The sequence below is a fragment of the Rhodococcus gordoniae genome, from assembly GCF_001646655.1.
Taxonomy (GTDB): Bacteria; Actinomycetota; Actinomycetes; order Mycobacteriales; family Mycobacteriaceae; genus Rhodococcus; species Rhodococcus gordoniae.
On record NZ_LPZN01000013.1, the window covers coordinates 1 to 13,219 of the forward strand.

9 protein-coding genes are annotated in these 13,219 nt (G+C 67.1%); 3 read left to right on the forward strand and 6 right to left on the reverse strand.

Annotation, left to right across the window (positions count from 1 at the left end; translation table 11 throughout):
• Together A8G18_RS06910 and A8G18_RS06915 are read left to right on the forward strand one after the other, a co-directional pair.
• Positions 1 to 1,149: fatty acid desaturase family protein (locus A8G18_RS06910; protein WP_064063286.1), on the forward strand; the 1,149-nt coding region annotated here is incomplete at its 5' end.
• Positions 1,127 to 1,372, forward strand: coding sequence for a hypothetical protein (locus A8G18_RS06915; RefSeq protein WP_026003588.1), 246 nt, complete (start codon positions 1,127 to 1,129; stop codon positions 1,370 to 1,372). The genes A8G18_RS06910 and A8G18_RS06915, both read left to right, overlap by 23 nt.
• A gap of 13 nt (positions 1,373 to 1,385) precedes the next feature.
• Here the strand turns inward: A8G18_RS06915 and A8G18_RS06920 are convergent, their stop codons facing one another.
• Positions 1,386 to 2,333 carry an alpha/beta hydrolase gene (locus A8G18_RS06920; RefSeq protein WP_064063287.1) on the reverse strand — a complete coding sequence of 316 codons (948 nt, stop codon included), beginning with the start codon at positions 2,331 to 2,333 and terminating at the stop codon, positions 1,386 to 1,388.
• Between the two features lie 35 nt (positions 2,334 to 2,368).
• Positions 2,369 to 4,012 carry a flavin-containing monooxygenase gene (locus A8G18_RS06925; RefSeq protein WP_064063397.1) on the reverse strand — a complete coding sequence of 548 codons (1,644 nt, stop codon included), beginning with the start codon at positions 4,010 to 4,012 and terminating at the stop codon, positions 2,369 to 2,371.
• Positions 4,013 to 4,276: 264 nt separating this feature from the next.
• On the opposite strand from A8G18_RS06925, the gene A8G18_RS06930 reads away from it, so the two are divergent.
• A complete protein-coding gene (locus A8G18_RS06930) occupies positions 4,277 to 6,577 on the forward strand; it encodes a LuxR C-terminal-related transcriptional regulator (protein WP_064063288.1) in 2,301 nt (766 codons plus the stop codon).
• Between the two features lie 22 nt (positions 6,578 to 6,599).
• Here the strand turns inward: A8G18_RS06930 and A8G18_RS06935 are convergent, their stop codons facing one another.
• Genes A8G18_RS06935 through fdh form a run of 4 tightly spaced genes read right to left on the reverse strand, consistent with a single transcriptional unit; the run spans position 6,600 to position 13,164 of the window.
• A complete protein-coding gene (locus A8G18_RS06935) occupies positions 6,600 to 7,904 on the reverse strand; it encodes an L-lactate MFS transporter (RefSeq protein ID WP_064063289.1) in 1,305 nt (434 codons plus the stop codon).
• 33 nt (positions 7,905 to 7,937) lie between these two features.
• Positions 7,938 to 8,957: an NrfD/PsrC family molybdoenzyme membrane anchor subunit gene (gene nrfD / locus A8G18_RS06940; RefSeq protein ID WP_064063290.1), complete on the reverse strand. Its 1,020-nt coding sequence runs from the start codon at positions 8,955 to 8,957 to the stop codon at positions 7,938 to 7,940.
• Positions 8,954 to 9,868 (reverse strand): 4Fe-4S dicluster domain-containing protein, encoded by a 915-nt coding sequence (locus A8G18_RS06945; RefSeq protein WP_064063291.1) that lies wholly within the window; start codon positions 9,866 to 9,868, stop codon positions 8,954 to 8,956. The genes nrfD and A8G18_RS06945 overlap by 4 nt, the downstream gene beginning before the upstream one ends.
• Entirely contained in the window at positions 9,865 to 13,164 is a 3,300-nt protein-coding gene (gene fdh / locus A8G18_RS06950; RefSeq protein ID WP_245207794.1) for a formate dehydrogenase, read from the reverse strand. The genes A8G18_RS06945 and fdh overlap by 4 nt, the downstream gene beginning before the upstream one ends.
• Positions 13,165 to 13,219 lie beyond the last annotated feature (55 nt).

Consider the following 13,219-nt stretch of genomic DNA (forward strand, 5'->3'; position numbering starts at 1 on the left):
ATCGGCCGCGAACTCGACGCCCTGCGTGAGCAGACCCTCGCCTCCCTCGGCGACGAGGACCGCGAGTATCTCTACCGGATCATCAAGGCGCAACGTGGATTCGAGATCGCCGGTCGCGGCCTGTTGTTCGTCGGATTCCTCCCTCCCGCTTGGGTCGCCGGCGTGGCGGCGCTGAGCGTGTCGAAGATCCTCGACAACATGGAGATCGGGCACAACGTGATGCACGGCCAGTACGACTGGATGCGCGAACCGTCGCTGAATTCGCGTGTATTCGAATGGGACACGGTGTGCCCGTCGGACCAGTGGCGGCACTCGCACAACTACCTGCACCACACCTACACCAACATCCTCGGTCAGGATCGCGACATCGGATACGGGATCCTGCGCATGGACCCCGCGCAGAAGTGGCATCTCTACTATCTCGGCAACCCGGTCTACGCGACCGTGCTCATGTTCATGTTCGAGTGGGGCGTGATGATGCACGATGCCGAGGTCGATCGGATCGTCGCCGGCACGCGGTCGTGGCGCCATGTGATCCCGATCGCGAAGGGATGGTGGCGCAAGGCCCGTCGCCAGGTGATCAAGGACTACGTCGCCTTCCCGCTGCTGAGCGGCCCGATGTTCGTGCCGACGCTGCTCGGCAACGTCACCGCCAATGTGGTGCGCAACGTGTGGGCGTACTCGATCATCTTCTGCGGCCATTTCCCGTCCGGTGTGCAGTCCTTCACCGAGGAGGAGACCGCCGACGAGACCCGTGGTGAGTGGTACGTCCGGCAGATGCTGGGCAGCGCGAACATCACCGGCTCCCCGCTGTTCCACATCATGTCCGGAAACCTGTCGCACCAGATCGAGCACCACCTGTTCCCCGACCTGCCGGCGCACCGTTATCCGGAGCTCGCCCCGAAGGTGCGGGAGCTGTGCGAGAAGCACGGACTTCCGTACAACACCGGTGGCTTCACCGCCCAGGTGACATCGGTGTGGAAGAAGATCTTCAAGTTCGCCCTCCCACCCGGTTGGCTCGCGCCCGAACCCGAGTCGCAGGTGATCATCCAACGTCACCGCTCCACCGATCGCCGGCTCGACGATGCGGGTACCCTCGCGGACGACACGATCGAGGGGGTCGAACATGGTGGGAAGATTCGAGCGTAACAAGGACACGGTCCAGGAGGTCACCGAGTCGGCCGCCACCCACGTCGGCGCGATCGCCGGGATCATCACCGGAGCGGTCCGGGACGTCACCCGCGAGATCGGTGAATGGATCACCGACGCGATCGAGATGCGGGAGGCCGCCCGCGCGGCGCGGGACGACGACGAACGCGAGGAAGGGCCGGCGACGCCGGATCGGCATCGCTCGGCCCCTCCCGAGGAGTAGCGAGACGCGGTCTCTACCGTGCGGGCACGCCCGTCGTGACACGGGTGACGAACCCGGCCACCTCGTCGCGCATCTCGCCGCTGCGCGGCACCGCGCCCGACATCCAGAAGGCGCCGTGTACGAGTCCGTCGAAACGGCGGATCGTCACGTCCACACCGGCCTCCCGTAGACGTTGTCCGTAGAGCTCACCTTCGTCGCGGAGCACTTCGTTCTCGGTGGTGAGCACCAGGGTCGGTGGCAGGCCGTCGAAACGCTCGGCACGAGCCGGAAGTGCGTACGGCTTCTCTGCGTCCTCGGCCGACGCGAAGTACTGCTCGAGGAACCAGTCCATGTCGGCGGCGGTGATGATGTATCCCTCGGCGAACTCGCGGCGCGAGGGCACGTCCACAGCCCGGTCCACAGCCGGATAGATCAGGACCTGCCCCCGCAACGCGGGCGCTCCCTCGTCGCGGGCCCGCAAGGTGACACCGGCCGCGAGATTGCCACCGGCACTGTCGCCCATGACCACCACGTCGTCCGGGTCACCGCCGTACTCGGCGATGTGGGCGGTGACCCACTGCAACGCAGCCCAGGCATCGTCGGTCGCCGCGGGGAACCGATGTTCCGGCGCGAGGCGGTATCCCGCGGTCACGACGGTGGCCCCGGTGGCGCGGGAGATCGCCCGCGCCGGTTCGTCCACCACGGTGAGGTCGCCGGCGACGAACCCGCCGCCGTGGAAGTAGAGCACCACCGGCCGGGGACCGGAGTCGGCCCCGGGGGTGTAGATCTGTAGGGGGAGAGGGATGCCGTCGCTCTCGTAGTGGGTCTCGTCCACGCGGTCGACGTCCTGCGGTGGGAGTTGGAGGTCGGTGAAGGTCGCGATCGTGGCGCGGACCTGCTCGACCGTCATCTGCGAGAACGACGTGAATCCCTGCTGCTCGAGTCCTGTGATGAGGCCGGCGGCGTGCTCGTCGAGTGCCATGGGTATCTTCCTTCCGAGATGGGGAGAAGCGCGCGCTACGAGGCGGCCGGGACGGTGGCTCGTGCCGGGGCCAGGTCGAAGCCGACGTAGCCGCCCTCGACGATGTCCGCACAGGTCTGCCGATAGGTCGGGGCACCGCCCAGATAGACCATGCAGGCACGCGGTTTACCGGGGATGTTCGCGCCCATGTACCACGAGTCGGTCTGCGGCAGCAGCGTCTGTTCGGCGATCTCGGTGGTGGTGCGCACCCAGTCGGCTTCGGCTTCGGCGGTGGGTTCGATGACGTCGAGATCGTGTGCGCGCAGATACGCGATCGCGTCGGTCGCGAAGTCGACATGATCTTCGATGGCCAGCGGCATGTTGTAGAGCACCGAGGGCGACTGGGGCCCGGTGATCGTGAAGAGGTTGGGGAACTCGTCGATCATGATGCCGAGACAGGTGCGTGGCCCGTGCGCCCACTTGTCGGCCAGGCGCAGTCCGCCGCGTCCACGGATGTCCATGGCCATGAGCGGGCCGGTCATCGCGTCGAAGCCGGTCGCGAGCACGATGGTGTCCACCTCGTAGGTACGGTCGCCGACGCGCACGCCGGTTTCGGTGATCTCGCTGATCGGGGTGCTCTTCACATCGACGAGCTGCACGTTGTCACGGTTGTAGGCCTCGTAGTAGTTCGTCTCGAGCGGGGGACGTTTCGTGGCGTAGGCGTATCCCCTGGGTGCGAGCTTGTCGGCCTTGTCAGGGTCCTGCACCCGCTCCCGGATCCGTTCGCGGATGTACTCGGCGGCGGTGTCGTTGGCCTTCCTGTCGACGAGGATGTCCTGGAAGCTGTCGATGAACAGGCGGAACCCGCCCGCATTCCAGCGTTCGTCGAACACCCGCCGACGCTCCTCGGCGTCGACGGCCAGTGCCGACGGCCGGACCTGGTCGAACGGAACACCCAGGAAGTGGTTGCGCGCGGCCTCTCTCAGTTCGGGGTAGACCTTCTTGGCCTCGTCGAGCACCTGCGGGTCGAGCGGGCCGTTCCCGAGCGGGGTGGCGAACTGCGGTGTGCGCTGGAAGACCACCAGTTCCGCGGCCTGTTGCGCGATCACAGGGATCGCCTGGATTCCACTGGCACCGGTGCCGATGACCGCGACGCGCCTGCCGGTGAAGTCGACGGGTTCGTGCGGCCAGTTGCCGGTGAGCAGGACTTCGCCGCGGAAGTTCTCGATCCCCCCGAACTCGGGCTTCTTGGGGACCGAGAGGTTACCGGCACCGGAGATGAACCACCGGGCCGTCACGGTTTCGCCGGTGTCGGTGCGGACCGACCACCACGAGTTCTCGTCGTCCCAGTGCACGCCGATCACCCGCGTGCCGAATGTGATTCCCCTCCGCAGGTCGAAGCGGTCGGCCACGTGGTTCAGGTAGCGGAGGATCTCCGGCTGCCCGGCGAACTTCTCGCTCCACTGCCACTCCTGCTGCAGGTCGTCGTCGAACGAGTAGGAGTAGTGGATCGACTCGATGTCGCAGCGGGCGCCGGGATAACGGTTCCAGTACCAGGTTCCACCCACGTCGTCGCCGGCTTCGAAGACGCGCACCGACATGTTCATGGTGTCGCGGAGCTTGTGCAGCGCGTACAACCCGGCGAATCCGGCTCCTACGACGACGACGTCGGTGTCGGGGGTGTTGGACGAAGTGGTCATCTGTCCTGGCTCCTCGCTCTCGGGGATGTCGCTCCGGCGGGTGAACCGAAGGTCTGCATCGACGATGACGCGGATCACACTCGAGGACGCGGGGTGAATTACCCTATTCACTACCTGTGTTGGCCGTCACACCACCGCCCGGGTATGTTGGGCCCACTATCACTGAGAAGCGTGACGATGGAATCTGCCCTGTCGAAATCTGCCCTCCCGGAATCTGCCCTCCCGGAATCTGCGCTGCCCCGCATATCGGGACCCACCCGTTCGGTGACGACCTTCGTCGGTCGCCGTCGCGAGATCGACGAGGCGCGGTCGTGCCTCCAGCGGACCCGTGTGCTGACGATCCTCGGCCCGGGGGGTGTGGGAAAGACACGGTTGGCCGAGGAGTTGGCGATGCGGACATCGCGAGCTTTCCGCGACTCGTTCCGCTGGCTCGACCTGGCGGTCGTGCGCGACCCGGAATCCGTTCCCTCGACCGCGGCGGCCGCACTGGGGGTGACCGACCAGTCCACCAGGCCCGTGATGGACAAGATCGTCGACCATCTCCGCGACAAGCACATGCTGATCGTGGTCGACAACTGTGAGCACGTGATCGGGACCGTGGCCGACTTCGTTGCTGCCGTCCTCGGTGATGCGCCGGAAGTGCGGATCCTCGCCACCAGTCGTGAGCCTCTGAGTGTGCCGGGGGAGGCGGAGTACGTGCTTCCGCCTCTGACCACGCCGAGCCGGTCGACGGGAAACAGGGCGGCGGATCTCGAACGATTCGAAGCGGTCGGTCTGCTCGTGGACCGGGCCCGGCAGGTGGTCCCGGGTTTCGAGGTGACCGACGACCACGCCGATGCCGTTGCGCAACTGTGCATTGCACTCGACGGCGTTCCGCTCGCTCTCGAACTCGCCGCGACCCGCCTGCGTTCGTTGTCTCCGGCGCAACTCGTCGAACGACTCGACCGGCGTTTCGCGTTGCTCACCGGAGGCAGTCGTGTGGCGGTGCCGCGCCAGCAGACGTTGCGTGCCCTGATCGACTGGAGCTACGAACTGTGCTCCGATGCCGAGCGGACGTTGTGGGCGCGGTTGTCGGTGTTCACCGGCAGCTTCGACCTCGAGGGCGCGGAGACCGTCTGCGCCGACGAGGATCTGCCGAGCGAGCAGGTCATCGACCTGCTCGACAGGTTGATCGCGAAGTCGCTCGTGGGTGTCGACCGTTCGTCGTCGGTGTTGAGGTACTCGCAATTGGTGACCGTGCGCGAGTACGGTCACGAACTGCTCGACGTCCGCGAGGAGCGGGAGCGGTTGTACCGGCGGCATTGCGAGCACTATCTCGATCGTGCCCGTCGCTGTGCCGAGAGTTGGTACGGGCCGAGACAATCCGCCCTGTTGTCGTCGATGCGCGCCGACCACACGGATTTCATGGCAGCGCTCGACCGGTCGATCCGGGACGACGACGAACTCGCCGCAGGGGCGGCGCTCGCCGTCGCGCTGCGGTACCACTGGATCGCGGGCGGGTACCTGTCCACCGGGCGGGCCCGGCTCGAGCGGATCCTGCAACGACTTCCGCGTTCGAGCAGCGAGCGCGGCAACGTGCTGTGGGTGACCGCGTGGACGGCGCTCATCCAGGGTGATCGCGACGGGGCGGCGGTCCACCTCGCCGAGTGTCGTTCGATCGCGGACGAATCCGGCGACGTCCGGTTGCGGGCACATTGCGATCACTGGAGTGCTCTGCACGCCCTGTTCTGCGGCGCGACGGCCGAGGCGATCGACCTCTACCTCCGTGCGGCCCGGGTGCATCGTGCGCACGGCGATCACGCCGCCCACCTGACCTGCCTGTTCCAGCTGGCGATGGCGCAGACCTACGAAGGACGACTCGACGACGCCCTGGCGACGTGCGCTCATGTCGTCGACATGGCGGACCAGCACGGCGAGCGGTGGAACAAGGCCTATGCGCTGTGGGTCTCCGGGCTCGCCCACTTCCATCTCGGGCGCCTGGGCTCTGCGGTCGAAGCGGCGAACGAGGCCCTGATCATCCAGCGCGATTTCGAGGACAAGATCTGCACGGCGTTGTCGATCGAACTGCTGGCGTGGTCGGCGGGCGCCGAAGGCGACCCGGAGAAATCGGCGGGACTGCTCGGGGCCGCACGGACGGTATGGCAGCGTCTCGGTACGACGATCGCCGCGTTCGGACCGCACATCGAGCAGGATTCGCTCGCCGCGGAACGACGCCTCCGGGACGCCGTGGACGAAGCGACACTCTCCGGGCTGCTCGGTTCGCAGGTCGGCGCGACCATCGGCGATCTCGTGTGCAGCGCACTGGAACCGGGTGGGACTCCCGAATCCCGGACACCGCGTGCTCGAGCTGCCGCGGTCTCACAGAAATCACCGTTGACGAAGCGGGAACAGGAGATCGCGGCACTCGTCGCCGGAGGGTTGAGCAACCGTGCGATCGCCGACCGCCTCGTCATCTCCCGCCGGACCGTCGACGGTCACGTCGAGCGGATCCTCGACAAACTCGGCGTGCACTCCCGCACGCAGGTCGTGTCGTGGTTGCACGCCCACGAAGAGCGCGGAGCGTGAGCCGGCGGGGCGGTAGCCGGGTTCAGGAGTGTGTCGGGACGGACTCTCGGCGTGCCGCAGGCACCTTGGTGATCAACGTGAGTACCACCGACACCAGAGCGATGATGCCGATCGTGGTGTAGGCAAGGGTATAGGCCTTGTCCTCGCCGATCAGCGTGGACGCAATGATCGGGCCGATGATGCCGCCGATGCTCCAACCGATGAGCATGAGTCCGTAGATGGCACCGGCATTGCGGACCCCGAAGAAATCGCCGGCAGTGGCGGGCATGGTGCCGAAAGCGCCGCCGTAGCAGAGGTAAATGATCGCGGCCAGGATCGAGAACAGCACGACACCGCCGGCGTGCGGCAACACGATCAGGCACACGCCCTGCAGGACGAGCAGTGCGGTGAACGTCCTCATCCGCCCGATGCGGTCGGAGATCGCTGCCCACACGATCCGGCCGGCACCGTTGAAGATCGCGAGCGCGCCCACGAGTGCCGCCGCGCCGCTCGCGCTGAAGCCGGCGATGTCGGAAGCACTCGGCTTGGCCTGGGAGATCAGTGAGATGCCTGCGGTGACACACAGGGTGAGGATGGCGGTCAGGAGATACCACTGGGGCGTGCGCAGTGCCTCTCCCTGGGTGTACTCCTTGCCGCCCGTCGCTCCGGCACCGGTCTTCGAAGCAGGTTCGTAACCGGGCACGGTGTACCCCTCGGGCGGATTGCGGAAGAGCGCTGCGCCGGCGAGGGACATCACGAGGTAGGCGATGCCCAGCGGCAGGAAGGCGCTCGTGGGATCGTCGGGGTTCCGGTCGATGAGCCACTGCGCGACTGGCGAGGTGAGCACCGCACCGAACCCGAAGCCGCCCACCGCGAGCCCGGTGATGAGACCGGTCTTGTCGGGAAACCACTTCTGCAGCATGGCGATCGGGACGATGTACGCGAAGCCCAGACCGAAGCCGCTGATGACACCGTATCCGAGGATGAGCAGCCAGTAATCGTCGGCACCGTTGGTGAACGACGCGAGGAGAATGCCGAGGGCGTAGATGACCCCGCCGATGAGCGCGACGACGCGCGGTCCCTTCAGATCCTGCAGGCGGCCACCGAGATAGGTGCCGACGAAGATCATGCCGATGGTGACGGTGAACGGCAGTGACGCCTTGACCGTGCTGAGCTGCCAGGAGTCGGCGCTCTCGAGGGCCCCACCGAAGACCGACCATGCGTAGACCGCGCCGATCGAGAACTGCAGCAACAGACCTCCGGCGACGAGCAACCACCGGAAGCTGCCCGGAGGCTGTGCCGTCGCGGTGTCGCCCTGTGGTTCGCGCGTGGGCTTGGCGGAGTCCATGCGTGCTCCTTCGTTCTGCCCGCGAGCCGGATCTCAGCCGCGGTAGCGAACGGGTTCCCCGCGATCGACTCGTTCACGCTGGGGAACGACGGTGTATTTGGGATCCTTCGCCGATGCGATGCCGGCCTCGTAGACGCCGAGTCGCGTGCACAGCGAACCGACCATGAGTGCGGCACCGGACACCGCCGACACCGCCCGATGGCGACGGCCGACGAGCGCCCCGAGCGCACCGGCCACCGTCAATGCCTTGCTGGCCTTCATGAATCGCCCGGCCCGCCCTTGGTGGAGCGTCTCGGCCGACAGGCCCATGGACTCCTCCATCCGCTGCTCGAGCACGAGTTCGGCGAGCGCACCGCCGACGGCGAAGGTACGCGCCGGTCCGGCCTCGGCAAGCGGTGCGCCCAGCAGCCCGAGACCACCCGAGGCGGCCGCCGCGGACCCGCAGAACACGAAGGGAATCTCCTTGTAGGCGGAGTGCCAGGCCGGAGTTGCGGTGTCGGACAGCAGAACACCGGTGTAGGCGGCGACCGGCGGCGCCGTCAGCGCCCCTACGATCCCGGCCGGTCGGCCGAGCGCGAGCAGGAGTCGCACCGGCCCCCGCTTCCACCGGGAGGGCAGCATCTCGGCGATCTCCGCGACCGCCGCGACACCCGCGAACGGACCGTGCAGCGACAGGATCCACGTACCGACCGACATCGGGGAGGTCGGCTTGGCGACCCGCAGCATGTTGAGGAAGCGGCTCGGTTTGCCGAGATCGTGGACGAGGGCACCGACACTCACGAGCAGCGATGCGAGCGAACCGAATCGGGCCACCCGGCGCAGTGCGGCGCGGCCCGTCAGATCGGCGCCTGCGGCGAGCAGCGAGCTGCCCGCGGCCACGCCGCCTGTGAACAGGTAGACGGCGATGTCGTGTTCCCACGGCGCCGGTTTCACGATCGGGCGCCCGTAATAGGACTCGAAATCGGCCTCCGGCACCATCACGCGGTCTCCGCCGCGACCGCCTCCGGCCCGGCGGGAATCGCCCGGGCTGCCGCCGTGCTGCACCTGGGTCATCCGCGCCTCCTCAGGAACGACAGGGCGGCGCCCGCCAGCATCGCGACGGCTGCGACGGCAGCACGGTTCCACATCTCCGGCAGATCCTTGGTCGTCACCACCGGGTCCGGGGGCAGGCCGTAGACCTCCGGTTCGTCGAGGAGCAGGAAGAAGGCGCCGGTCCCGCCGACCCCGTCCTCGGGATCGTTGCCGTACAGCCGTGCCTCGCTCACACCGCGCTCGTGCAGGGCCGCCAGGCGCTCGTCGGCGCGGGCACGCAGTTCCTCGACGTCGCCGAACTGGATCGACTCCGTGGGGCACGCCTGCGCGCAGGACGGTGTCTGGCCGTCGGTGAGCCGGTCGTAGCAGAGCGTGCACTTCTGGGCGATACCGACCTTCGGGTCGCCCTCCGGGCCCTTGCGGCGGTCGATGACACCGTACGGGCACGCGGCCACGCAGTATCCGCAGCCGTTGCAGATGTCGTCCTGCACGACCACCGTGCCGAACTCGCTGCGGAACAGCGACCCGGTCGGGCACACGTCGAGGCAGGCCGCGTGGGTGCAGTGCTTGCACACGTCCGAGGACATCAACCACCGGAAGTCCGGCTTCTCCTCGTCCGGCCGCTCGCTCGGTGCCGCACCGACGGTCGGCATCCCCAGCGACACCGCCGGCTTCTTCTCGGCCGGGCGCTCGATGAAGGCGACGTGCCGCCACTGGTTCGCGTTGAGCGAATGACTGTTGTCGTACGAGGTGCCGAGCATCGCGAACGCGTTCTCGGGAACGTCGTTCCACTCCTTGCAGGCGACCTCACAGGCCTTGCACCCGATGCACACACTGGTGTCGGTGAAGAAGCCCTTGCGAGCCGGTGGATTCTCGTACCCGGCATCGGGTGCCGGGTCGATCGGTCCGAAGAAGCTGTTGGGGCCGGTCACTCGTCCTCCTCCGGAGTGCGTCCGTCATCCGAGATCGTGACGACGGGTGGGTACACACCGTCGGTTACCCCGGCCCGCCGCGCATATCCCTCGACGTACTCCCGCAGCGCCGGTCCGCTCGGTCGGCGTCCGGCCCGCACGTCGCACGTACCGACCTTGCTCTCCTGGATGAGCACGTTGGGGTCCAGCGTGATCCCGATCAGATCGTTGGTCGAGTCGCCGGTCACCATGCCGCCGCCACCCCAGTGGTAGGGCATCCAGATCTGGTGCACGGTGCGGCCTTCGACCTTCAGCGGACGCAACCGCTCGGTCACCAGTACCCGGCCCTCGACCGCCGAGCGGGCGGTGATCACGTGGCACCAGCCCATGTGCTCGAGTCCGCGCTCGGCCGCCAGGGCGGGGGAGACCTCCACGAACATCTCCGGTTGCAGTTCGGCGAGATGTTCGAGATAGCGGCTCATCCCGCCGGCGGTGTGGTGCTCGGTGAGACGACTCGTCGTGAACACGAAGGGGAAGACGTCGCTGTGTTCCTCCGGCGGTGAGGGGTTCATCGGATTGTCGTCGCGCCGGTACTCCATGCGCGTCGGGTTGGCCTGCTGCGCGTAGAGCGGATTGCGGAACGGCGACTCCACCGGTTCGTAGTGCGTCGGCATCGGACCGTCGACGAGTCCCTGGGGGGCGTAGAGGGCACCCTTGCCGTCGCCCTGCATGATGAACGGATCGATCCCTTCGATCGCCTCGACACCGTCGGCGCCGTCGGGGGAGCGGTAGCTCGGCGGCTTCGTCTTCTCGAAGTCCGGCACGTCCGCGCCGGTCCACTGCTGTGCGTCCTCGTCCCACCACACGTAGGCCTTGCGTTCGCTCCACGGCCTGCCCTCGGGGTCGGCGGATGCCCGGTTGTAGAGGATGCGGCGGTTCATCGGCCACGCCCAGCCCCACTCGGGAGCCACGAACGACTGCTCGTGACGGGACTTGCGACGGTTGGCCTGATTGACGCCGTCGGCATAGACCCCGGTGTAGATCCAGCAGCCACCTAGCGTGGAGCCGTCGTTCTTCATCTCGGTGAACGACGACAGCGGCCGCCGGGTCGCGACGTCGTAGCCGTTGATCTCCATGAGCACCGCTTCGGCACTCGGCTCGTCGTGCTCCCCGTGTACGGGATAGTCCCATGCCAGGTCGAGCAGCGGACGGTCGCGCTCGTCGGTGGACGCGGCCAGACGCTCCCGCATCATGCGGCCGAGGTGGTAGAAGAACCACAGTTCCGAGCGGCAGTCCTCGGGCGGCTCGACGGCCTTCTCCCGCCACTGCAGCATCCGCTGGGTCTGGGTGAAAGTTCCTTCCTTCTCGGCGTAGGAAGCCGCCGGGAACAGGAACACCTCGGTGGCGCACTCCTCGGTCACGATCTCGCCGGTCTCGACCTCCGGGGAGTCCTTCCAGAAGCTCGCGCTCTCGATCTCGAACAGATCGCGCACCACGAGCCAGTCGAGGTTCGCCATCCCGAGCCGCTGGGCGCGCCCGTGAGCGGAGCCGACGGCCGGGTTCTGACCGAGAAGGAAGTAGCCCTTGACCTTTCCGTCGATCATGTCGAGCACCGAGCGGTAGGTGCCGTGGTCGCCGGTGATCTTCGGCATGTGGTCGAAGCAGTAGTCGTTGTCGGCGGTCGCCGCGTCGCCCCAGTACGCCTTGAGCAGGTTCACGGCGTAGGCGTCGGCCTTCGACCAGAAGCCCTTGCTGCCCGGGTTGCGGACGCTGTCGACCCAATCGGTGAACGAGTGGTGCTTGTTCGCATCGGGCATCGGCAGGTAGCCGGGCAACAGGTTGAACAGCGTCGGGATGTCGGTCGATCCCTGGATGCTGGCGTGACCGCGCAGCGCCATGATGCCTCCGCCGGGGCGGCCCATGTTGCCGAGCAACAACTGCAGGATCGCACCGGTGCGGATGTACTGCACACCGACACTGTGCTGGGTCCAGCCCACGCTGTAGACGAGCGCCGTCGTCCGCTCCCGACCGGAGTTCTCGGTCCACGCGCGGCAGACGTCGAGGAAGTCCTCCTGCGAGACGCCGCACACCTGCTCGACCACCTCGGGGGTGTAGCGGGCGAAGTGCCGCTTGAGCACCTGGTAGACGCACCGCGGGTGCTGCAGGGTCTCGTCGCGCCTCGGGTGGCTCGCCGTCTGCATGCCGTGCGACTCGTTCTGCAGGCCCGCGGCCGTGTCCCGATGCTCGGCGTGTTCCTCGGCATTGTCGGCCTGCGACGTGTGCAGGTCGCCGGATTCGTCCTCCACGTCGTACTGCCAACTCGTCGGATCGTAGGTCCGCTTCTCGGGGTCGAAGCCCGAGAAGAGCCCGTCGAGGTCGTCGGTGTCCTCGAACTTGTCGCTGACGAGCACCGCGGCGTTCGTGTAATCGACGACGTACTCGCGGAAGTCCAGCTCGTTGCTCAGGACGTAGTTCACGATGCCGCCGAGGAAGGCGATGTCGCTGCCGACCCGGATCGGGACGTGCTTGTCCGCCACCGCGCTCGTACGGGTGAAGCGCGGGTCGATGTGGATGACGCTGGCACCGCGTTTCTGGGCCTCCACGACCCACTGGAAGCCCACCGGGTGGGCTTCGGCCATGTTGGAACCCTGGATGATGATGCAGTCAGCGTTGGCCAGGTCGGCTGTATAGCCGGTGGCGCCGCCGCGCCCGAAGCTGGTCCCCAGACCGGGGACGGTGGCGGAGTGTCATATACGGGCCTGGTTCTCGATCTGGACCGCCCCCATCGCTGTGAACAGCTTCTTGATGAGGTAGTTCTCCTCGTTGTCCAGCGTCGCACCGCCGAGACTGGCGATGCCCATCGTGCGCCGGACACGGCGGCCCTTGTCGTCGAACTCCTGCCACGTCTCGCGACGGGTCTTCAGCACGCGATCGACGACCATCTCCATGGCCGTGTCGAGGTCGAGATCTTCCCATTCGGTGCCGTAGGGCCGGCGATAGCGGATCTTGGTCTCGCGCAGCTCGCTGGTGACAAGATTCTTGCTCGCCGAACCCTTGGGACACAGCCGTCCGCGGTTCACGGGACTGTCGGAGTCACCTTCGATCTGGACGATCCGTTCGTCCTTGACGAAGATCTTCTGTCCGCATCCGACAGCGCAGTAGGGACACACGCTGCGCGCGACACGATCGGCGGTGGAGGTGCGCGGTTCGATCTCGTCGGTACGACGGGAACGCGCGGCTCTGCCGCGCCCGAGCAGGTCTTTACCGAGGAACTGGCGCAGGACGGGCCAGGGCAGGGACGTGTCCTTCTCCGTCATCGGTGCTCCTTTCCTGCGCTGTCGTTTCCGAAGCTACCGTCTACCCGCGCTTCGT